Origin of the sequence: Alteromonas sp. ALT199 (genome assembly GCF_018619335.1) — a bacterium.
Classification (GTDB): domain Bacteria; phylum Pseudomonadota; class Gammaproteobacteria; order Enterobacterales; family Alteromonadaceae; genus Alteromonas.
This window is the reverse complement of record NZ_JAHHDX010000124.1, coordinates 1-21,818: the sequence shown is the minus strand read 5'-3', so window position 1 is coordinate 21,818 and position 21,818 is coordinate 1. Positions and strand designations below refer to the sequence as shown.

The 21,818-nt window shown below is 44.3% G+C and carries 21 protein-coding genes and 4 tRNA genes; 22 read left to right on the top strand and 3 right to left on the bottom strand.

The window, feature by feature from the left end:
* The first annotated feature begins 1 nt into the window (after position 1).
* A complete protein-coding gene (locus KL866_RS13355) occupies positions 2-592 on the top strand; it encodes a hypothetical protein (RefSeq protein ID WP_025254590.1) in 591 nt (196 codons plus the stop codon).
* Positions 589-1,929, top strand: a complete 1,341-nt coding sequence (locus KL866_RS13350) for a sigma 54-interacting transcriptional regulator (protein WP_025254591.1) — start codon at positions 589-591, stop codon at positions 1,927-1,929. Before KL866_RS13355 ends, KL866_RS13350 begins: the two co-directional genes overlap by 4 nt.
* 114 nt (positions 1,930-2,043) lie before the next feature.
* On the opposite strand, the gene KL866_RS13345 is transcribed toward KL866_RS13350, so the two are convergent.
* Positions 2,044-2,529, bottom strand: coding sequence for a GAF domain-containing protein (locus KL866_RS13345; protein ID WP_214995412.1), 486 nt, complete (start codon positions 2,527-2,529; stop codon positions 2,044-2,046).
* A 96-nt stretch (positions 2,530-2,625) separates the two neighbouring features.
* Positions 2,626-3,477: a DUF72 domain-containing protein gene (locus tag KL866_RS13340; RefSeq protein ID WP_214995410.1), complete on the bottom strand. Its 852-nt coding sequence runs from the start codon at positions 3,475-3,477 to the stop codon at positions 2,626-2,628.
* 248 nt (positions 3,478-3,725) lie between these two features.
* Here KL866_RS13340 and aspS point away from each other — a divergent pair, with 248 nt between their 5' ends.
* From aspS to KL866_RS13255, 17 genes are all read left to right on the top strand, one after another.
* A complete protein-coding gene (gene aspS / locus KL866_RS13335) occupies positions 3,726-5,486 on the top strand; it encodes an aspartate--tRNA ligase (RefSeq protein WP_214995408.1) in 1,761 nt (586 codons plus the stop codon).
* Positions 5,487-5,489: 3 nt separating this feature from the next.
* Positions 5,490-5,930 (top strand): dihydroneopterin triphosphate diphosphatase, encoded by a 441-nt coding sequence (gene nudB, locus KL866_RS13330; RefSeq protein ID WP_214995406.1) that lies wholly within the window; start codon positions 5,490-5,492, stop codon positions 5,928-5,930.
* Positions 5,930-6,448, top strand: coding sequence for a crossover junction endodeoxyribonuclease RuvC (ruvC, locus tag KL866_RS13325; RefSeq protein WP_025254596.1), 519 nt, complete (start codon positions 5,930-5,932; stop codon positions 6,446-6,448). The genes nudB and ruvC overlap by 1 nt, the downstream gene beginning before the upstream one ends.
* 36 nt (positions 6,449-6,484) lie before the next feature.
* The gene (gene ruvA, locus KL866_RS13320) at positions 6,485-7,105 is read left to right on the top strand and encodes a Holliday junction branch migration protein RuvA (protein WP_214995404.1); all 621 of its coding nucleotides are present in this window, start codon (positions 6,485-6,487) and stop codon (positions 7,103-7,105) included.
* A 69-nt stretch (positions 7,106-7,174) separates the two neighbouring features.
* Complete coding sequence (gene ruvB / locus KL866_RS13315; protein WP_214995402.1) at positions 7,175-8,179, top strand: Holliday junction branch migration DNA helicase RuvB; 1,005 nt, start codon at positions 7,175-7,177, stop codon at positions 8,177-8,179.
* Positions 8,180-8,829: 650 nt separating this feature from the next.
* A complete protein-coding gene (gene ybgC / locus KL866_RS13310; protein WP_025254599.1) occupies positions 8,830-9,228 on the top strand; it encodes a tol-pal system-associated acyl-CoA thioesterase in 399 nt (132 codons plus the stop codon).
* On the top strand, positions 9,218-9,907 hold the full coding sequence (gene tolQ / locus KL866_RS13305) for a protein TolQ (RefSeq protein WP_214995400.1): 690 nt from the start codon (positions 9,218-9,220) through the stop codon (positions 9,905-9,907). The genes ybgC and tolQ overlap by 11 nt, the downstream gene beginning before the upstream one ends.
* Before the next feature lie 29 nt (positions 9,908-9,936).
* Positions 9,937-10,356 carry a protein TolR gene (tolR, locus tag KL866_RS13300; RefSeq protein ID WP_025254601.1) on the top strand — a complete coding sequence of 140 codons (420 nt, stop codon included), beginning with the start codon at positions 9,937-9,939 and terminating at the stop codon, positions 10,354-10,356.
* A gap of 109 nt (positions 10,357-10,465) precedes the next feature.
* Positions 10,466-11,245, top strand: a complete 780-nt coding sequence (gene tolA, locus KL866_RS13295; RefSeq protein ID WP_251140045.1) for a cell envelope integrity protein TolA — start codon at positions 10,466-10,468, stop codon at positions 11,243-11,245.
* Between the two features lie 4 nt (positions 11,246-11,249).
* Positions 11,250-12,605: a Tol-Pal system beta propeller repeat protein TolB gene (gene tolB, locus KL866_RS13290; RefSeq protein WP_214995396.1), complete on the top strand. Its 1,356-nt coding sequence runs from the start codon at positions 11,250-11,252 to the stop codon at positions 12,603-12,605.
* A gap of 40 nt (positions 12,606-12,645) precedes the next feature.
* A complete protein-coding gene (pal, locus tag KL866_RS13285; RefSeq protein ID WP_025254604.1) occupies positions 12,646-13,212 on the top strand; it encodes a peptidoglycan-associated lipoprotein Pal in 567 nt (188 codons plus the stop codon).
* Positions 13,212-14,012, top strand: coding sequence for a tol-pal system protein YbgF (gene ybgF / locus KL866_RS13280; protein WP_214995394.1), 801 nt, complete (start codon positions 13,212-13,214; stop codon positions 14,010-14,012). The genes pal and ybgF overlap by 1 nt, the downstream gene beginning before the upstream one ends.
* 290 nt (positions 14,013-14,302) lie before the next feature.
* Positions 14,303-14,378 (top strand) — tRNA-Lys (locus KL866_RS13275).
* Between the two features lie 24 nt (positions 14,379-14,402).
* Positions 14,403-14,478: transfer RNA gene (locus tag KL866_RS13270), tRNA-Lys, on the top strand.
* Positions 14,479-14,515: 37 nt separating this feature from the next.
* Positions 14,516-14,591, top strand: a tRNA-Lys gene (locus KL866_RS13265).
* A gap of 241 nt (positions 14,592-14,832) precedes the next feature.
* Entirely contained in the window at positions 14,833-15,888 is a 1,056-nt protein-coding gene (gene nadA, locus KL866_RS13260) for a quinolinate synthase NadA (protein ID WP_214995391.1), read from the top strand.
* A 123-nt stretch (positions 15,889-16,011) separates the two neighbouring features.
* Positions 16,012-16,102: transfer RNA gene (locus KL866_RS13255), tRNA-Ser, on the top strand.
* A 423-nt stretch (positions 16,103-16,525) separates the two neighbouring features.
* Here KL866_RS13255 and KL866_RS13250 read toward each other — a convergent pair.
* Positions 16,526-18,319 carry an arylsulfatase gene (locus tag KL866_RS13250; protein ID WP_214995389.1) on the bottom strand — a complete coding sequence of 598 codons (1,794 nt, stop codon included), beginning with the start codon at positions 18,317-18,319 and terminating at the stop codon, positions 16,526-16,528.
* 186 nt (positions 18,320-18,505) lie between these two features.
* Between KL866_RS13250 and KL866_RS13245 the strand changes: the two genes are divergently transcribed.
* Genes KL866_RS13245 through KL866_RS13235 form a run of 3 tightly spaced genes read left to right on the top strand, consistent with a single transcriptional unit; the run spans position 18,506 to position 21,705 of the window.
* On the top strand, positions 18,506-19,660 hold the full coding sequence (locus tag KL866_RS13245; RefSeq protein ID WP_214995387.1) for a mandelate racemase/muconate lactonizing enzyme family protein: 1,155 nt from the start codon (positions 18,506-18,508) through the stop codon (positions 19,658-19,660).
* 46 nt (positions 19,661-19,706) lie between these two features.
* A complete protein-coding gene (locus tag KL866_RS13240) occupies positions 19,707-21,011 on the top strand; it encodes an MFS transporter (protein WP_214995495.1) in 1,305 nt (434 codons plus the stop codon).
* A gap of 25 nt (positions 21,012-21,036) precedes the next feature.
* Positions 21,037-21,705: a GntR family transcriptional regulator gene (locus KL866_RS13235; protein WP_214995384.1), complete on the top strand. Its 669-nt coding sequence runs from the start codon at positions 21,037-21,039 to the stop codon at positions 21,703-21,705.
* Positions 21,706-21,818: the final 113 nt, after the last annotated feature.

Sequence of the window (21,818 nt, the reverse complement as noted above, 5' to 3'; positions counted from 1 at the left end):
AATGAAAAAAAGCGGTTTAATTGTCGCCTTACTGGTGCTGACAGGATGTCAGAGTTTAACCAGAAACAACGACAACACAGGTGAACCAGAAAATATGACACCTGCACCTGCAGCTAAGATTGAGCGCGGAATATGTTTGTTTGATGAGCCTCCACAGGGCTTTGAACACAATTGTGATGCAGCCTATTGGCTTAATACCTGGATTGCGGCAGCCAATCAAACTTGGTCAGAGCGCAAGCAGGCAATAAAAGTGTTGGGTGATTCTGCTTTCGATACACTTCATACCTATGTTTTAACACTACCGACCGACACTCCTTATCAAGACAGGTTGCGAGCGCAGCTTGCTTTAAATGATATTGCAGGAGCATTTACGCCAACTGCTCAAGAAGTGGTTAATGTCATTGCTGCTTCGCAAAACAACCAGATAATGCAGCTTGAGTCAGCAATGGTGGTGTTGGATCAAGAAAATACATCTCGTGGAGAGAAGGTTAAGGCGCTAGAACAAGAGGCGGTTAACTTGCGCAAAAAATTAGAAGAACTGTTGCAAATAGAAGCAACACTGATGGACAAAAATAGGAGTACACAACAGTGAGCGAGAAGGCGAGTAGTAACCCTAACTTATTGTTGGTTGATGATGATAAAAGCTTATTGCGCTTGTTGACCATTCGCCTTGAAGGCGAGGGGTACAATGTGACCGCAGTGGAAGACGGTCAATCGGCGCTAAGAAAACTTCAAAACGATAACTATGATGTTGTACTAAGTGATCTGCGCATGCCGGGCTTAGACGGTTTAAGCTTATTTGAAGAAATTATGGGAATTAGAAAAGACATTCCTGTTATTTTAATGACGGCTCACGGCACCATTGCCGATGCTGTGGCCGCAACTCAGCGCGGTGTCTTTGGTTTCTTACCGAAACCCGTTGACCACGATGAATTGCGCGCGCTGTTGCAAAAAGCGCTGAGTCAATCACAAGCAGCACAGCCAGGGGATTGGGCTAAGGAAATTATTACCCGTTCACCTGAAATGCTGAATGTTCTTGATCAAGCGTTTCGTATTGCCCAGCGCGAAGTATCTGTTCTTATCAGTGGCGCCAGCGGTACAGGTAAAGAACTGCTAGCGAATGCTATTCATAAAGCCAGTAACCGCAGCGATAAACCATTTGTAGCAATTAACTGTGGTGCGCTACCTGAAAACTTACTCGAATCTGAATTGTTTGGTCACGCTAAGGGTGCGTTTACCGGCGCTGTAGCAGCTCACCCAGGCTTATTTAGGGAAGCCGACGGTGGTACGCTATTTTTAGACGAAATTGGCGATATGCCAATGACACTTCAAGTTAAGCTTCTTCGCGCATTACAAGAACGCCAGATTCGTCCGGTAGGCAGCAGTAAACACGTAGATATTGATGTGCGTATAATTTCTGCTACGCACAAAGACCTGCATAAAGAAATGGAAGAAGGCACCTTCCGCGAAGACTTGTATTACCGGTTGAATGTAGTCAACTTAAAGCTACCATCACTGAAATCGCGTAGTGAAGATATTCCTTTACTTGCACGTTCATTGTTACAACAAAGTGCACAGCGCCACGGTGTCAATGTAAGTCAGTTCTCTGACGATGCAATGCAGCAGTTAGTGACTTCATCTTGGCCGGGTAACGTACGTCAACTTGTAAACGTGGTTGAGCAATGCGTAGCTTTAACGCAAACACCTGTCATCCCTCTACATTTAGTCGAACAAGCGCTTTCTGCTACTAAACAGAGCTGGCCAACGCTCACCGAGGCACGGGATGCCTTTGAACAGCAATACCTTCATAAGCTTCTTAAGATGACCGATGGCAATGTTACGCGCGCTGCTGAGCTCGCTGGCAGAAACCGCACAGACATGCACAAACTCATGAAAAAACATGAGCTAGATGCCGCTGACTTTAGATAAGAATAGGTGAACAGAGCTAGCTATCAAACGCATCGCTTTCAAGTGATGCGTTTTTGTTTGCGGATATCAAAAAGCGTTAGATACGTTTTGTTTTTCTGAGTTTTGGCCCAGCAGTTATGCCTGTGAAAATTCAGAAAAAATGATGCTCTCGGCTGTGCGAGCATAGCATTTCAAGTTCTCAATCTCAGCGTGTAAGAAGTCTCTTGGCTCATCAAAAAGAAGGCATAAGGTACCTAGCTCATAGCCGTCTTTATTACGTAAAATTGCCCCCGCATACGCACGAATAAATGGATTGCCGGTTACCAACGGATTATTAGCGAATACTTTGTCAGCTTTTGCATCAGGCACAATTAAATATTCTTCTTCGGCTATCGCATAGGTGCAAAACGAGATGTTACGCGGTGTTTCTGTAGCATCCATGCACTGACGTGACTTAAACCATTGACGGTCTTCAGCAACCAGGCTTACCAAGCAGGTCTTAGCACTAAATTCTTCCTGGACTTTTTTAGTAAGCGCATCAAGCTGTTCGCTGGGGGAGGTGTCTAATATATCTAACGATTCCAAAGCAGCAAGACGTGCTTTTTCGTATTCATGATTCATTGAGGGGTCACGATAAAAAGTGGTTTAACACAAAACTAATAACCGCCGTAGTTTACCTTTAAATCAGAAAAATACTATCTATTAAGCTGTTATTGTCTAAAACAAGGCGTTTTGAGCTGGCTGATTTTTAATTGAAAGGTTGTCTAACCGGTGGGCTATTTCTTCAGCGTTGTACAAATCAATAAACTGCTGTGCCAGCCAAGGTGCGTCTTTGTTGTCGGGGCGGTGGCAAAAAAAGTACACATCTTTTCCTTCTCCCTGCCATTGTTTTACTTTCCTCACCCAAGGCAATAGACAGCGCATGTTGTCGTCATTCACATCATTGCCTACAAAGCGCACAATAGGCGTTTGCCCCGGAGCAATAACGTTAACGGGAACTCGCGGTTTCTTCTGCCTTACTTCTTCTAGTATTGCACTTTTATCTGTTCCGCCTGCATCTAAAGACCCAGTAAATAGCGCTCGGGTGTCCATGATAACTCTGTTAGCAGCATGGCGAATTAAAAGCTGGTTGAGCGCTTTTTCTGCATCACCTTTAGCGAAAAACGCCAAATGGCGCACTTCAACCGCTATATTTAACTCTTGGGGTAACGCTGCTAAAAACGTATCAAGCACGGGTAATTTTTCTGGCCCGAAAGAAGCGGGCAGTTGCAGTATCATCACCCCTAGCTTTTCTTTTAGTAGGCTTAACAAAGAAAGCTGTTTGGCAACCTCTTCATCACAATGCTGTAATTGGTGAACATGAGTAATGTTCTGGTGAAACTTGAAAGTAAATCTGAAGTGGGCGGGTACCGAATCGCACCATCTTGCTACAGCGTCTTCATGGGGAAGGGAGTAGAATGTGGTGTTCCCTTCAACCGTATTACACTCTTTTGCATATAAGAACAGCCCATTATCTGACTTGGGATAATTAGCAAACCAGGTGCTTGGCCAATTGCTGTGTTGCCACATTGGCAATCCAATGTAGAGATTTCCTTGTGATATGGCTGATTTGTGCATATTTGTCATTGGGCTTTATCAAGCATTTGTTTATACTATGCGGCCTTTAAATCATTACATTATGCATGCAGTGGGCGGGCCGGTTAATTGGCCAGCAAGTTTACGCGAATTTTGGCAAAGTCTTAAGCTCAAAAGTAAACGGTTTTGAACGCCAATTCCTTGCATGCGAAGCAAGAAGAAAACATCAGGGGTCAAGGACCATGCGCACAGATTACTGTGGGAATATCGATTCATCATACATTGGACAAGAAGTTACCCTTTGCGGGTGGGTTAACAAGCGTCGCGATTTAGGCGGTGTAATTTTCATCGACTTACGCGACCGCGAAGGTATCGTACAAGTGGTGTTCGACCCAGATTTACCAGACGTGCTATCGGTAGCGAATACCTTGCGCAGTGAATTCTGCGTTAAGCTAACGGGCAAAGTTCGTGCGCGTCCTGAAGGACAAGTTAATAAAGACATGCGCACAGGGGAAATTGAAATTCTGGGCACAGGCCTTGAAGTTATCAATAAATCTGACGTACTTCCTCTAGATTGGAACCAAGAAAATTCAGAAGAACAGCGCCTTCGTTATCGTTATTTAGACCTTCGCCGTCCAGTAATGAGCCAGCGTTTACAGTTCCGTGCAAAAGTAACTGGTGCTGTGCGTCGTTTCTTAGAAGAAGAAGGTTTCCTAGATATTGAAACGCCTATTCTTACCAAAGCAACGCCAGAAGGTGCGCGTGATTACCTAGTGCCAAGCCGCACGCACAAAGGCGAGTTCTTTGCACTTCCGCAGTCGCCACAGCTTTTCAAACAGCTTCTGATGATGTCGGGCATGGACCGTTACTATCAAATCGTTAAGTGCTTCCGCGACGAAGACTTACGTGCTGACCGCCAACCAGAATTTACCCAAATCGATATCGAAACCACGTTCTTAGACGCTGACGGCGTAATGTCTATTACAGAACGTATGATCCGCGACTTGTTCAACAAAATGCTAGATGTTGACCTTGGCGACTTCCCGCGTATGACTTACAAAGAAGCCATGACGCGCTTTGGTAGTGACAAGCCCGACCTGCGCAACCCGCTAGAGTTAACCGACGTAGCAGACTTACTTGCTAACGTTGACTTTAAAGTATTTAGCGGCCCAGCAAACGACCCGAAAGGTCGCGTTGCGGCTATCCGTGTACCTGGTGGTGCGTCACTTTCGCGTAAGCAAATTGATGAATACACGAAATTTGTAGGTATTTATGGTGCGAAAGGCTTAGCGTGGATAAAGGTGAACGATGCTGGTGCTGGTCTTGAAGGTCTACAGTCGCCAATTCTTAAATTTCTATCAGAAGATATCACTAACGCTATGCTTGAGCGCACTGGCGCACAAAGTGGCGATATTCTATTGTTCGGTGCTGACAGCTACACTGTGGTAACCGAAGCGATGGGCGCACTTCGTCTTAAGCTTGGTGAAGACTTTGAGCTTCTTGAAGGCGAGTGGAAGCCACTTTGGGTTGTTGACTTCCCAATGTTTGAAGAGTTCGACGGTCAGCTTCACGCTATCCACCACCCGTTCACTGCACCACGTGGTCTAACGCCAGAAGAACTTAAAGCTAACCCAGCTGAAGCTCTTTCAGACGCGTACGACATGGTACTAAACGGTGTTGAGTTAGGCGGTGGTTCTGTACGTATTCACAATGAAGATATGCAGTCTACAGTATTCAACATTCTTGGTATTGACGATGAAGAAGCGAAGAACAAGTTTGGCTTCTTACTTGATGCACTTCGCTTTGGTGCGCCACCGCATGCTGGTCTTGCCTTTGGTTTAGATCGCCTAGTTATGCTAATGACGGGTGCAACGTCTATTCGTGACGTAATGGCGTTCCCTAAAACCACCACAGCGGCATGCCCGTTAACATCGGCGCCTAGCCCAGCAAATCCACAGCAGCTTGAAGAGCTTGCTATTGCAACGGTGAAAAAGCAATCATAATTTATGGCGTATAAGAAGCCTGAATCTGCACTGGTAGTGTTGTACGATCAACACTACCGAGTGCTGCTTTTACAGCGACAAGACGACCCCACCTTTTGGCAGTCGGTAACCGGCGCGTTAGAAGAGGGCGAGTTACCTTTAGAAACTGCATATCGTGAAGTGTGTGAAGAAGTTGGTATTAATGCCAAAGAACACGGGTTTGTGGTTAACGACCACGGTAAGCAAAACAAATATATTATTCGTAGCCGCTGGCTACACCGTTACCCCCCAGGTACTGTGCACAATACAGAGCACGTATTTTCCCTTCAAATAAATAGCGATTTACCTATTGTTTTGACAGAGCATTTGCAGTTTGAGTGGGTGTCAAAAAATGAAGCGTTAAGGCGTTTATGGTCTCCCTCAAATAGAGAAGCGGTATCTTTGTTTGTACCGAGTGTGCCTTAATGGTTATACTGGGTATAGATCCAGGTTCTCGGATTACAGGCTACGGCATAATTGCGCGAAAGCAAGGTAAACTAGTGTATGTGGCAAGCGGATGTATTCGCGTTGGCACAACCGATTTGCCTTCTCGTCTTGCTAACATTTTTACCGGCGTTGGCGATATTATTCGCCAATATAAGCCTGAGCAGTTTGCTATTGAGCAAGTATTCATGGCGAAAAACCCTGACTCGGCGTTAAAGCTTGGTCAAGCGAGAGGTGCAGCTATTGTTGCAGCCACTCAAGCGCAGCTTCCAGTAGCCGAATACAGTGCAAGGCAAATTAAGCAATCGGTAGTTGGCAAAGGTGGCGCCGATAAAACGCAAGTTCAGCATATGGTTAAGCACCTGCTGAATTTAAGTGGTACACCGCAAGCCGATGCTGCCGACGCTTTAGCCGTCGCCTTGTGTCACGCACACACCGAACAGAGCCTGATAAACATGGCAGGGCAAGCTCGCAAAACCGTACGTGGACGCTTGCGCTAATCCTGCTCGAAGCTAACGCTTTTACAGAGATTATTCATGATAGGACGAATTCGCGGTACGTTGGCTGAAAAGCAGCCTCCAGAAATTCTTGTAGACGTAGCTGGTGTTGGTTACGAAATTCATATGCCCATGACCAGTTTTTATCAACTGCCAGCAGTTGGTGAGGAAGTGGTGGTATATACACACTTTGTGGTACGTGAAGATGCCCAACTTCTTTTCGGGTTTGCCGATAAAATGGAGCGAGGCTTATTTCGCGAGTTAATAAAAGCTAATGGTGTAGGCCCTAAACTGGGCTTAGCTATTTTATCTGGTATGTCGGCTGGGCAATTTTTGGCAAGTGTACAAAATGAAGACGTTTCAGCACTCGTCAGCTTACCGGGCATTGGTAAGAAAACCGCAGAACGTTTAGTGGTCGAACTCAAAGACAGACTCGCTAAGTTTGGTAAAGCGCAAAGCATTGTAATGCCGCCGCCTAGCAGTGACTTGTTATCGAATAACACTATTGTTGCAGTAAACGACGCCCGTGAAGAGGCGCAAAGCGCACTTATCGCATTGGGCTACAAACCGGCACAGGCCAGTAAGCTGGTTGAAAGTGTATACACTGAAGGTATGGAAAGCGAAGCTGTTATTCGCGATGCCTTAAAAGCCGCTATATAATAGCGCGTAGTGAAGGCAGCGATAACGACGTCATGCTGTCTTCGTGTTATTCCCTAAAGTAGAACTATCATGATTGAAGCAGACAGACTGATTACGCCTGACGCCAGTACCGAAGATGAGGTGATTGACCGTGCCATTCGCCCTAAGATGTTGGATGACTACACGGGGCAACCTCACGTTTGTGAGCAAATGGAAATATTTATTCAGGCGGCACGTAATCGCGACGATGCGCTCGACCATCTACTTATTTTTGGCCCGCCAGGCTTAGGTAAAACAACCTTGGCGAATATTGTGGCTAACGAGATGGGCGTAAACATCAAAACAACCTCAGGTCCTGTGCTAGAAAAAGCCGGTGATCTTGCCGCGTTGCTTACCAACCTTGAGCGCAACGATGTGTTGTTCATTGATGAAATACACCGCTTAAGCCCAGTCGTGGAAGAAATTCTCTATCCAGCTATGGAAGACTATCAGCTAGATATTATGATAGGGGAAGGGCCAGCGGCACGCTCTATTAAGCTCGACCTTCCTCCTTTTACCTTGGTGGGGGCAACCACACGCGCAGGCTCGCTAACGTCGCCATTACGGGACCGTTTCGGCATTGTACAGCGCTTAGAGTTTTACAACGTTAAAGACCTCACTAGCATTGTTTCAAGAAGTGCAAGCTATCTTAATTTAGAAATGAATGAGGATGGCGCTCAAGAAGTGGCACGTCGCTCTAGAGGTACACCGCGTATCGCTAATCGCTTACTTCGCCGTGTTCGAGATTATGCCGAGATTAAAGCCGACGGTACTGTGGGCGCTGATGTCGCTGCTAAAGCCCTAGATATGCTTGATGTAGACAAAGAAGGCTTTGATTACATGGACCGCAAATTGCTTACCACTATTATTGAAAAATTTGATGGTGGGCCAGTAGGCCTAGACAACTTGGCCGCAGCCATTGGTGAAGAAAAAGAAACCATAGAAGATGTAATTGAACCCTTTCTTATTCAACAGGGCTTCTTACAGCGCACGCCACGGGGTCGCATCGTGTCGCAGCGCGCCTATCTGCACTTTGGCTTTACTCCGTCAGAATAATTCAACGCTTTGTTTAACAGGGTGTTGATTTGTATTAAAGGCCTAGCTGGATAGCTGGGCTTTTTTAGGCTTTGTAAATAGTTCTAGTGATGCAAATTTATGCTGGTATCGGAACAATGTCGGCTCATCATAGTGCGCGAGTACTGAGCGCGAGTACTGAGCGCGAGTACTGAGCGCGAGTACTGAGCGCGAGTACTGAGCGCGAGTACAGAACGCGAGTACAGAACGCGAGTATAGAGCGAACGGCTAGTATAGGTACTGATTATTTCGCTAGATACAAGTGAAAAACCGTAGGCAAAAAAAAGCCCGCTCATAGAGCGGGCTAAAACAACAAGTGTTGAAGGAAATAAATCCAGGGAACTCATGTCTAACAGGAGAAAATCTCTTGCATGACCGTGCTAAGCACCATCACGCTCTGTACGACTGATGCTGTGCATTATAGGGAGCGCAGAAAAAAGCACAATTGAGTAAAATTGTATATTTGGATTAGAAAATCTAATGTGTTAATTGTGTGTTTATTTATGGTTTAATTTTGATTAATAGTTAGCCTTGGTGCGGTTTTCGGGGCTTTTTCTTTCTGCAATTTATCGCTGAAAATAGTTGTTTTAACTGCATTTTGGATGAATTTATTTGAAGGTTGAGGAATAGTTATGCATTTACATCAGGTAAGGGTGTATTACGAAGATACCGACGCTGGCGGTATTGTGTATTATGCGAATTACCTTAAGTTTATGGAGAGAGCCCGTACTGAGTGGCTTCGCGGGCTAGGTTACGAACAAGATGCGCTAATGGAACAATCTATCGCTTTTGTCGTCAAACACGTTGAAATGCATAACTATGCGCCCGCGCGGTTTAATCAACTGTTGAGTATTGAAACTCGCGTTGTAGAATTGAAAGGCGCTAGTATGACGTTTCAACAAAATATTAAAAATGAACAAGGCGTTACCTTAGTATCTGGAAATATTAAGGTTGCCTGCGTCGATTTGGCTGTAATGAAGCCAAAAAGATTACCACGTACTTTGTTAGGGGAAATTTCGCGTGTCATCTGATCTCACTTTTATTGGCTTGTTCTTACAAGCAAGCTTTATTGTTCAACTTGTTATGCTTTTACTATTGAGCGTTTCAGTCGCGTCTTGGACATTTATATTTCAACGAAGTAAAGCACTTTCAGCTGCACGTAATGAAATGCGTCAGTTTGAAGACAAGTTTTGGTCGGGGGCTGATTTAAACCGACTTTATCAAGAGCTTTCAGCAAGAACTAACCTAACCGGTATGGGCAGTATTTTTTGTTCAGGTTTTAAAGAGTTTGTTCGCCTGCGCAAATCAAATACGGCAACCAATGGCACTGTCGACGGTACATACCGCGCTATGCGCGTTTCTATGTCTCGCCAAGTTGAAGAGCTAGAAAGTCGTCTACCTTTTTTAGCTACTGCAGGTTCTATTAGCCCTTACATTGGTCTTTTCGGAACTGTTTGGGGAATAATGAATGCCTTCATCGCGTTAGGTGAAGTGCAGCAAGCAACCCTTGCAATGGTTGCACCTGGTATTGCAGAAGCGCTTATTGCAACCGCCATTGGTCTATTTGCAGCTATTCCTGCTGTAATCGCATACAACCGTTTCAGCCACCAAGTTGAGAAGCTAGAAAATAGCTATGGCAACTTTATGGAAGAGTTCTCGGCAATTCTTCATCGCCAAGCGGTTGCTGCGCAAGCACAACAACAAGCCTAAGCGTTTACGTTCCAAACGGAGGACTTGTTATGTATGTAAGAAAACGCCGCAGACCGGTATCAGAGATAAACGTAGTACCTTACATCGACGTGATGTTAGTGCTGCTTATTATCTTTATGGTAACGGCGCCACTTATTTCTCAAGGGGTGAAAGTAGATTTGCCCAAAGCCAGTGCTAACCCAATTGAGCAGGAAGACAACCCACCTATTATTGCTTCGGTAGATGTTAAAGGCCGCTACTTTTTGAATGTTGGCGAAGACCAAGAATCGCCAATCAGTGAAGATGAGTTGGGTGCCATAGTGAAAGCACAATTAACCAAAGAGCCTAATACGCCTGTTGTTGTAAAAGGCGATGGACAAGTAGCATACAACGAGGTGATACAGTTAATGGTGTTGTTACAACAAGCTGGTGTGCCTTCAGTAGGGTTGATGACGGATCCGGTTGAGTAGTATAGATATGTCGAAACCTGAAGTGTCCAACAGCACTGTTCAAAAGAATGCTTCCTCGAAGGAAGGAGAGCGCGCGGAGACGAAACAAAAAGGTAACAAGAAAAGTAAAATGACGCCTGAACAACTTGGTTTGTACAAGTCGTTAGGTTTGCACGCCATTATTGCTGCACTGTTACTTATTAGCGTCAGTTTCTCGCCTGAACCGCTCCCTAGCGCACCTTCTAATGCCCCAGTAATTGAAGCAACCTTTATTGATGCGCAAGCTATAGCTGACCAGAAAAAGGCCCAGGCACAAGCCGAAGCGCAAGCGCGAGCCCAAGAGCGGGAGAAACAAAGAAAAGCACAAGCGGCAGCTGAGAAAAAGCGTCAACAGCAGCTAGCAGCTAAGCGTGCTAAAGAAAAGCGTGAGGCTGAAGCTGCCGAGGCGAAAAGACAAAAAGACCTAGAACGCCTAGCCGCGCAAAAAGAGAAAGAACGCAAAGAACGTGAAGCAAAAGCGAAAGCTGATGCAGAGCGTAAGAAAAAAGAAGCGGCTGAACGTGCAGAGATGGAAAGGATCATGCAAGAGCAGTTAGCACAAGAGCAAGCAGCTCAGCAAGAACGTAGACGAAAGCAGGTACTAACTGAAGTTGAGCGCTATACAGCGCTAATTCAGCAAACCATTAAGCGCAACTTGTATTCTGACGACAGCTATAACGGTAAAACCTGTCGCTTGAATATACGGCTGGCTACCACAGGTTTTGTAACCAGTATTCGCGTGCTAGGCGGTAATGACGCGCTGTGCCGCGCTGCAGAAAGTGCAGTGCGCCGTGCAGAAAAGCTACCCGTATCAGATGCACCGGATGTTTACGAGCAGCTAAAAGACATAACTTTAAAAGTGGAATTATAGTGGTATGAAAAAACTAGGTTTATGGATAGCGCTTATTACGATGGCCTTTAGTGTCAAAGTATTTGCATCCTTAGAGATTGTAATAACCGAGGGTGTAGATAGCGCCCGCCCAATCGGTGTTGTGCCATTTAAATGGAAAGGGCAGGGCAGTATGCCAGGCGATATTTCCAAAGTAGTGATGGCTGATTTAATGCGAAGCGGTAAGTTTAACCCGGTCTCTGTAGACAAAATGCCGCAGTATCCAGAAACCGCTGAGCAAGTGTCTTACACAGCGTGGGCAACACTTGGAGTTGATACCGTATTAGTGGGAAGCATCGAGCCTCAAGGCGGCGACCGTTTCCTTGTATCTTATGAGCTTATTGATGTGCTTAAAGGGCAAGTTGATAAAGGCCAGGCAAAGGTACTCAAAAACGGAAATTTAGTCGCGAGTAATAATCACGTTCTAGCTGCTCGTCAGGCGGTAATTAATGGTCGAGACTTTCGTCAGTATGCGCATCGAGTTAGCGACATAGTGTATGAGAAATTAACTGGCGTTCGCGGTGCATTCTTAACAAAAATTGCTTATGTGATTGTTCGCGACCGCGATACCGTGGCTAAGCCTTATCAATTAGTGATTGCAGACTACGACGGCGAGAACGAAACCCGTTTGTTGTCGTCACCTGAGCCACTTATGTCGCCAGTATGGTCACCTGACGGTGAAAAGCTTGCCTATGTGAGCTTTGAAAACCGTAGACCGCAAATATTCATCCAAGATATCTACACCAGTGAACGTACGCGCATCACTGATTTTCCTGGAATAAATAGTAGCCCGGTGTTTTCACCAGATGGCAAGCAACTTGCTATGGTTTTATCGAAAGATGGAAACCCTGAACTCTATGTTATGGACTTAGCGACGAAAAATCTTCGCCGAGTTACACGCAATAGAGCGATTGATACAGAGCCTGCATGGCTACCCGATGGCAGCGGTTTAATATTTAGCTCGGAACGGGGTGGTAAACCCCAGATATATAGCGTAAATTTAAATTCTGGGAAAGTAAGGCGCGTTACCTTCGTAGGTGAGCAAAACCTTGGCGGTACGCTAACCCCTGATGGCAAGCAAATGATTATGGTTAACCAAACTAATGGGAACTATCACATTGCTAAGCAGTCTTTGGATGGTGGATCACCTCAAGTACTGACACGGACGTACTTAGATGAATCACCAAGTGTAGCGCCGAATGGAAGCATGATTATTTACAGTACCCTTCATGAGGGGACCCAAGTGTTGTCACTGGTCTCTTTAGACGGGCGCTTTAAAGCTAGGTTACCAGCAGCCAATGGGCAAGTTAAATCGCCAAGTTGGTCACCATTTTTGTTCTAACAATTTAACGACTAAACAATAAAATTTAAGGATTAGTAGGATGCAAATGAATAAAGTGATGAAGAGCTTCATTATCGCCTTACCAGTAGTGACAATGATGGCATGTTCTTCAGGCCCTAGCGAAGAAGAATTGGCAGCTGAACGTAACCGTCTTGCACAAGAACAAGCGGCTGCAGAAGCTGATGCACGTGAAGCAGAAGCGCAGCGCGTTAAAGCAGAAGCGGCGCAGCGCATGAAGCGTCAAGAAGAAATGGTTCAGCAAGAAATGGAAGCCCTGAAAAACGAGCAAACCGTTTACTTTGATTTTGACCGCTCAGGCATTAAGCCAGAGTTCCAACGTATTCTAGATAAGCACGCGGCGTTCTTGGTTAAAAATCCAAGCACTAAAGTGACCATTGAAGGTCATACTGATAGCCGTGGTACACCAGAGTACAACATTGCGCTTGGCGAGCGTCGTGCGCAGTCTGTTGAAACTTACCTGCTTAATGCTGGCGTAAGCAGCAGCCAAGTGATGGTAGTTTCATACGGTGAAGAAAAACCAGCAGTGATGGGTTCTACTGAGTATGCATTTGCTCAAAACCGTCGCGGAGTGGTTGTTTACCGCTAATGACTATTTTAGCGAATAAGACATTGAAAATGGGCGTCACATTATGTGCCGCCCTTGCTGTTTCTACCGCATTTGCGCAAGCGCCTGTGGTAGATGCTAATGGTGGCAGTGAATTAGAGCAGCGTATCGTTGTACTAGAGCGCATTGTAAAAAGTCGAACTGAAATGCAGCACAAGCTACAAACTCAGCTCGATAACATGCAAATGGAAGTCGACCAGCTTCGCGGTGCGGTTGAAGTGAATACCAACGAGCTTCAAAAAGTACTCGAGCGTCAGCGTGAGCTTTATCTTGAAATAGATAAGCGCGTGGAAGCACTTAAGCAAAGTGGGGCGCTACAAAGTAGTGCCATGCCAAGTGCAGGAGTTGATGCAGGCTCGGTAAGTTCACCTTCTTCACCTACGCCAGCACAGGCGCTAACGCCACAGGCAGGTGAAGATGAAGCGTATGAAAATGCGGTGAATCTCATCCTCAAGTCTCGTGAGTACGATAAAGCCATTCCCGCATTCCAATCGTTCATTTCACGCTTTCCTAACAGCGGTTACGCACCCAACGCGCATTACTGGCTAGGGCAGTTGTTGTTTAATAAGCAGCAATGGAGTGAGGCTAGTGAGCAATTCAATATCGTAGCTAATCGCTTTACCGACTCTACCAAGCGCCCAGACGCCCTGTTAAAACTTGGTGTGATTGCCGAACGTACGGGAGACAGCTCTTCAGCACGACAGCTATTTCAACAAGTTGTAAATGAATATCCAGAATCTTCGGCAAAACGCCTTGCTGAATCTCGATTAAATAACTTGTAATGAACAAAGCCTCTTTTAAAGAGGCTTTTTTGTGATTTAAAGAAAAAAAATTTCAAAAAATTCCGCTTAAACTGCATAAAACGTCTGCACTAAATTTTACTAAGTTTCGTAGAAAACTGACTAAACTCAATTAGTACTGGTATAAATACCCAGCGATTTGTTTTCATTTTGACCGTTTAGTCGTAATTTGACAGAAAAATGAAAATAAAAGGACGTTATGGGTTGCGTCGAATAAAAATCTGAGTATTATATGCCGCCGTTGCCAAGACACAGGCAACACAGGAAAGAAAGGGTCGTTAGCTCAGTTGGTAGAGCAGTTGACTTTTAATCAATTGGTCGCTGGTTCGAATCCAGCACGACCCACCACTTTCTCTCCTAGCATCAAATGATGGGTCGTTAGCTCAGTTGGTAGAGCAGTTGACTTTTAATCAATTGGTCGCTGGTTCGAATCCAGCACGACCCACCATCATTTGAATTGCTGCCTTATATTTGTGTTACTTGATGGGTCGTTAGCTCAGTTGGTAGAGCAGTTGACTTTTAATCAATTGGTCGCTGGTTCGAATCCAGCACGACCCACCATCAAGTTTTCTTAAAGTTAAACACCGCTACTCAAATCACACTTTCTGAAATCTCGTTTTTATTTCTCTTTGCACTGTTACTCATCTCATTTTTACTTTGATCTGGTTTACTTAACCCCATGTAGTAGAACAGGTAAGTACAAATACGACTATTTAATTACGCTTATGTTGAATAGCTAGTATGTAATTTTTATGACAGTTGGGTATAATCCGCACCCTTGTCGCAACAGAGATGTAGGTTAATGTCAGTAGCATTTCGAGTGGATCAGGTAGAGTACCCGTTCCCAGCAAAACCACAGCCATTATCAGAAGCACGTAAAGCTGAGTTAAAGGCAGAGATAAAAGCCTTGCTTAAGGCTCGTAACGCTGTGCTTGTCGCACACTATTACACCGACCATGAAATTCAGGCACTTGCTGAGGAAACCGGCGGCTGTGTAGCTGACTCGTTAGAAATGGCGCGATTTGGTAGAGATGTAGAAGAGCAAACGTTAATTGTTGCTGGCGTTCGCTTTATGGGCGAAACGGCGAAAATTCTTAGCCCAGAAAAAACCGTGCTAATGCCTACCCTTGAAGCGACCTGTTCCCTTGATATCGGTTGCCCGGTAAAAGAGTTCAGCGAGTTTTGTGACCAACATCCTGATCACACCGTTGTGGTTTACGCGAATACTTCGGCGGCGGTAAAAGCGCGCGCAGATTGGGTAGTAACGTCAAGCATAGCGCTGGAAATCGTTGAGCACTTAGACAGCCAGGGCAAGAAGATCATTTGGGGTCCAGACAGACACCTAGGCTCTTACATCGCAAAGCAAACCGGTGCTGACATGTTAATGTGGCAGGGCGAGTGTATTGTTCACGATGAGTTCTCTGCGCAGAAGCTTGCAGAAATGAAGGCGCTATATCCAAACGCAGCAGTACTGGTTCACCCTGAATCACCAGCCAGTGTTGTAGAGATGGCCGATGCCGTTGGCTCAACCAGCCAGCTAATAAAAGCATCGCAAACCATGGACAACGATACCTTCATTGTCGCCACTGACAAAGGCATCTTTTACAAGATGCAACAACTTACTCCAGAGAAGACATTTATAGAGGCTCCAACGGGCGGTAACGGCGCTACGTGTAAAAGCTGTGCTCACTGCCCTTGGATGGCAATGAACGGCTTAGAAGCGATTAAGGCGTCTTTAACGGGCGAAAGTGATGGCCATGAAATCTTTGTTGATGATGAACTGCGTAAAGGCGCACTTATCCCCCTTGATCGCATGCTAAACTTTTCAGCCGAGTTAAAAGCGAAGGGCGGACTATAAGCGCACGTTTTATAAGCACTTGTTGAATAATTTCCAGCAAGTTCTTGATTAAGCGCGCGGCTTTACCTACTATACGCGCGCTCAGGGATTTTCGTAGTTGAAAATCTTCTTGATACAAAATTTGGAGAGATGGCTGAGTGGCTGAAGGCGCACGCCTGGAAAGTGTGTATACGTTTATAGCGTATCGAGGGTTCGAATCCCTCTCTCTCCGCCAAATACAAAGAACCGGCTTTACGCCGGTTTTTTGTGCTTAAAGATATGGGCTTTAGTAATAATCAATAATGCTGTTAATGTAAGTCTCTTCAATACCTTCTAATGCTCAATTTCCTGCTTTCTTTTTTAAGTACTTCTACTCTGTAGTGTTCATCATCATTCAATTAAGTTAATGATGGCACTGTTTAAAGATTCGAAGCGTGAAGTCCCTAGTTATGTATAAACTCAGACATAAGCAAGCCTTTTTGCTATGATTACGACAGCGACTGTTGTGCCAAAGCACAAATTCACTGCGAGTAAAGTTCACTGCGAGTGCAGTTCACTGCTAATAGAACGGCTTTCGGAAATTGAGCTTTTCAGTCTAAGAATTCTCAATTCGAAGCAGTTCTTTCTTTAGCTGACCCACTTAGTTTCAAACTCTACACTAAAAATCTAGCCTTTCTACGTTCACAAAATGTGGGCCTACGGGTAACCTTTGGTCTTTTATGTACGCATGAAAATTACCATCTCCAGCGGGTAATTCCACATTATTGAAGGTCACTGTCTTTTGACCTTCAGTGAGGTTTTTAGATAAATAAACTGCGCCATACTTCAAATAGGCCACGGCATTGTCAGATACGTCGGGCAATTCATAAGTTACTTTATAACGCCCCTTGGATGAGTGTACGCGCCAGTAACCTAATTGATTGTCTTCAATTACTTTCGGGCCGCCATAGTCAAATCGTGAGATAACGCGCGGTCCGCCCCAATCAAATCTAGACAGGTGAACTGAGGGTTGTGCTGGATTTCCCAAAGAAATGTACTCTATACCTGCTGCCTCCCGTTCTTCGGTAACTTCATCAAACCAGTTTTCATACCTTAATAGCATGTCATCGACTATCTCGGGGTACTGATCAGCAATGTTAATTCGTTCACTTGGGTCAGTTTGCAGATCATAGAGTTCAAGGTTTTCCAGAACGTTTTGAAGTATAAAGTCAGTGGGTTGATGAACAATACCGTGAGGGAAAGGGTGAGGACTAACCAATTTATATTTTGGTGTTCTTAGCGTGAAGTGCATATATTTAAAGGGAGTGGGCCCATAATGTAGCTGAATAAAAAAGTCTCGATCGCTAAGCCCTTTGTTGTCATTTTTTGTCCAAAGAGGTAAAAGACTTTTACCATCAATGTGAATATCTTCCTGCACGGGTATATTTGCTGCTTCAAGTAGTGTAGGAAACAAGTCCATCACGGTGCCCATTTCAGAAGTTTTTATCTGAGGGGCTATTTTTCCGGGCCACTTAACAAAAAATGGTACTCGAATTCCAGCATCATACACGCTAGTTTTGGTGCCTCTGAGGTTTGCCACCCAGCGCCCAGGAATACCATCATTTTTGGTTCGACGGTGGCGGGGACCGTTATCGGACATGAATATAACAATGGTATTCTTTTCAATGCCGAGTGCTTTTATTTTTTCAAGAACACGGCCAACGTTATAATCAATACTGCTAATCATGCCATATACCAGGGCATTGTCTTCGTGAAGACCCATTTTTCTATAGGGCGCAGCAAGTTTTTCAGGTACCTGTAAAGGCAGGTGTGGAAGGTTCGTGGCTAAATAAGTAAAAAAGGGTTTTTCACTTTTTTGTGCCATAAAATCAAGTGCGGCATCAGTAAATATATCGTCACTGTAACCTTGATATTTTTTCGACACGTTATTGCGTTCAAGTACGGGGGCGAAATAACTGTTGCCTGCTGGACCTGCAGCTTGACCTATTCCTCCACCTTTATGAACTAACGCTTCCTGGAACCCTTGGTCTGTGGGCCGCATGGGATGATTATCTCCTAAATGCCATTTTCCAAAGATGCCCGTTCTGTAACCAGCCCCACTTAGCACTTCGGCAATAGTGGTTTCGTCCCCGCGCATAAAGTGATCAACCTGAGTGACCGCTGTTACACCAGTGCGGTAGGGATAACGTCCCGTCATTAAGCCTGCTCGGGTTGCTGAGCAATTTGGGTAAGTGATTAAATGTGTCATCTCTAACCCTTGAGCGGCAATATTCTCTATGTTTGGTGTTTTTAAATGAGGATTATTGTGGCTACCAATGTCTCCGTAGCCTTGGTCATCCGTCATCATAATGACAATGTTTGGGCGTTCGTCTGCATAACTACTGGAAACCGTAAGAGCTAGTGTTGCAATGAGTAGACGCAGTGTGGAGGACCCTATCCATTTTCGTTTCATATTTTCAACCTTCTTTACCATCGGCTAACTGTGTATTGCGTATTTTTAACTCATAGATTGAAAACATCACATGAAGTTAAAAATACGTTGTTTTTATAAATTACACATAATTTTGATGAAATTCCACATTAACGTGTATATGATATGTAAAAAGCGTTAACGAAAATGGTTTTTTGGGTTTCTATAATGAAAATTACAGATGTTAAAGCGTATGGATTTTGGGCCGGCTTCCGAAATATTTGCTTAGTCAAAGTGGAAACTGATAGTGGTTTTTACGGTTGGGGTGAATCAGGTTTATCAGGACGTGAAAAAGCGGTTATTGGTACTGTTGAGCATTTTAAGCAGTTCTTGATTGGCAAAAATCCTTGCCAGATTGGAGCACTATGGCAAGAGATGTATAGGAGCCAATACTTTGAAGGTGGGCGCGTACTTGCAGCTGCAATAGCCGCTATAGATATTGCTCTTCATGATCTTGTTGCGAAGTCTTTAGATATACCGGTTTATCAGTTACTAGGTGGTAAGCAAAGAGACGAAATTCCTTTGTTTGCAACGAGTATAAAACCGATGGGGCAAGCGCTTATTGACGATTTAGTCGAGCTTAAATCTCAAGGTTGGAAAGCGCTAAGAGCGACCACCGGAGCGCATGGTAGCCCTGACTCTGCAACCGCATTTGAACCCAGAGAATCTATTTCGCTAGTGGCTAAGTGGATGACAATTGCACGTCATGAGTTGGGTTCTGAAGTGACTTTAGGGATTGATTATCATCATCGATTGTCGGTGCCTGAAACCGTGTCTTTCATAAATAGAATGCCTAGTGGTACCTTGGATTTTATTGAAGAACCTATTCGAGATCAATCGCCTGCAGCGTACCAGTCACTTAGGCAAATGATCGATACTCCATTTGCAATAGGCGAAGAGTTTACTAGTAAATGGGATTTTGCCCCTTTTGTTCAAAACGCCTTGACTAGCTTTGGAAGGGTAGATATTTGCAATGCTGGCGGACTAACTGAGTCGATGAAAATTGCCGCCATGTGCGAGTTAAATTATATCGATATGATGCCTCATAACCCTCTTAGTCCTTTGTGTACGGCGGCTTCAGTACACTTTTGTGCAGCGATTAGTAATCTGGCTTGGTTAGAGCATCCCCCTTATGACGGTTCCATGGAAGACTATGATAAGTATTTTATAGGTCGCCCTAAAGTGCACAACTGTACGTTAAAAGTGAAGGATACGCCTGGTTTAGGGGTAGACGTAAATGAGGATTTAATTCGTCATTTACCGTTCAAATATTGGGAGCCCCCACGCTTATACAAGAAAGATGGCTCATACACCAATTGGTAGAGACTTTAAAAAACTTAGGATAAATCTTATGGCAAACGACGTGAATATGGCGCTTCATGATAGAAACACGGTAGAGCAAAAAATGACAAAAAAGCGTTATAACGTACTGTTGCTCGTGTTCATCACCGTGGTCATTAATTATATGGATCGGACTAATATATCGGTTGCGGCATCGGCGTTATCTGACGAACTTTCACTGACGTCAGTACAAATGGGGTTGATATTTTCAGCGTTTGGTTGGACTTACTCGATATTGCAGATACCCGGTGGAATTGCAGTTGATGTGGTTAAAACACGTATCTTATATCCGTTTATTTTAGTTGCCTGGTCCTTGGCAACGCTAATTCAAGGCGCTATATCCTCTTTTACCGCGCTCATTGGCTGCAGAATGGCCATAGGTGTATTTGAAGCGCCTTCTTATCCATGTAATAACAAAATCATTACGTCGTGGTTTCCTGAGAGCGAGCGAGCATCGGCAATAGCAGTATATACCTCAGGGCAATTTATCGGTTTAGCATTTTTAATGCCGTTGTTGGCTGTGATACAAAATTATTTTGGCTGGCGCGGACTATTTATTATCTCGGGCATCATTGGCATCGTATGGGCAGTCATCTGGTTTATATTTTATCGTGACCCAAAGGACCACCCGAGTATTAACCAACAAGAATTAGACTTGTTAACAGTTGAAGAGGAATCTGCAGTTTCAGAGCAGAAAAACAAAAGGTTGGCTTTTGATGCAGCTAATTTCAAGCTAGCCTTTGGCCATAAAAAGCTATGGGGAATATACATAGGGCAGTTCTGCTTAGGGGGAACACTAATGTTTTTCTTAACTTGGTTTCCTACTTACTTGGTCGAGTATCGAGGCCTTGATTTTATCAAGTCTGGATTTTTGGCTTCAGTTCCATTTCTTGCCGCATTTTTTGGGGTCTTGATGTCAGGCTTCTCCTCAGACTTTTTAGTTCGCAAAGGAGTATCAAAAGAGGTTTCTCGTAAAGCGCCTATTATCGTGGGGCTAATGTTAACTGTAAGCATAGTAGGCGCAAATTATACAGATGACACATTTTGGATAATCACGTTTCTGTCACTCGCATTCTTTGGTAACGGTTTATCGTCTATTGCTTGGGTATTTGTGTCACTTATATCGCCTAAAAAGTTAGTTGGTTTGGTAGGAGGGTGCTTCAACTTTGTTGGTGGCTTGTCAGCTGTCATCGTCCCCATTGTTATTGGCTGGCTGGTGAAAGACGGTGACTTTAAACCAGCCTTGATATTTATTGCTTCTTTGGCCCTTATCGGTTGCTGTTCATATTTGTTCTTGGTTGGTAAAGTAGAACAAATTCAAACTGAAAAATAACGTTAGTGGAAGTGGTTACCCAAAGATGCTTGAACGAAAAGAGTCACCATTAGTTTCGCCTTTAATCGGTGAGAAGAGTACGATTTATTCGTATATATTGAATGATATCGCAAATGCGGTTTTTCAAAGCGGCGATCGTTTAGTGTCAACAAAGCTGGCTGAAAAGTACCAAACCAGCATTAATCCGGTCAGAGAAGCATTAAAGCAATTACAAGGTGAGGGGTTTGTTACCGTCGAACCTAACAGTGGGGCAAGGGTAGCAAGGTTTGAATACAACACGCTACGCGATGTATTTGAGATATTACAACTATTAGAGCCGTATTTAATGTCTTGGTTTGTTGAAGAACACAGCGAAGAAGATAGGAATGAAATGGAATCTTTGCTAAAAGAAATGGAAACAGCGACAGATCAAGAATATCGGGCGTTGGATACGCAGTTTCATTGGTTGACGGTAAAAAATCACTACAATATAAAAGCAGTCGACCTTTGGCGTAGAAATAGACTGATCTTATTAGCCATGCAGTCCAATGTAAGGCTCAATACAACGCGTATCAAACAGAGTATCGAAGAACATAAACGTATTATTAGTGGCTTAAAAAATAGAGATGTCACGGCTGTATTGGATATTATGACCGAACATATTGGTAATAGTGGAAAATATTGGACTAAGTATCTTTCGAGAAACCATATATAAAAAACACTTTTCTATTTATTAGGTAAATGTAATGAAAAAAACTTATTATTATCGCCAGGGGTTAAGTTTATAAGACTATTTTGGTGAGTCTAAGATTTTTTATTATTTAGGAT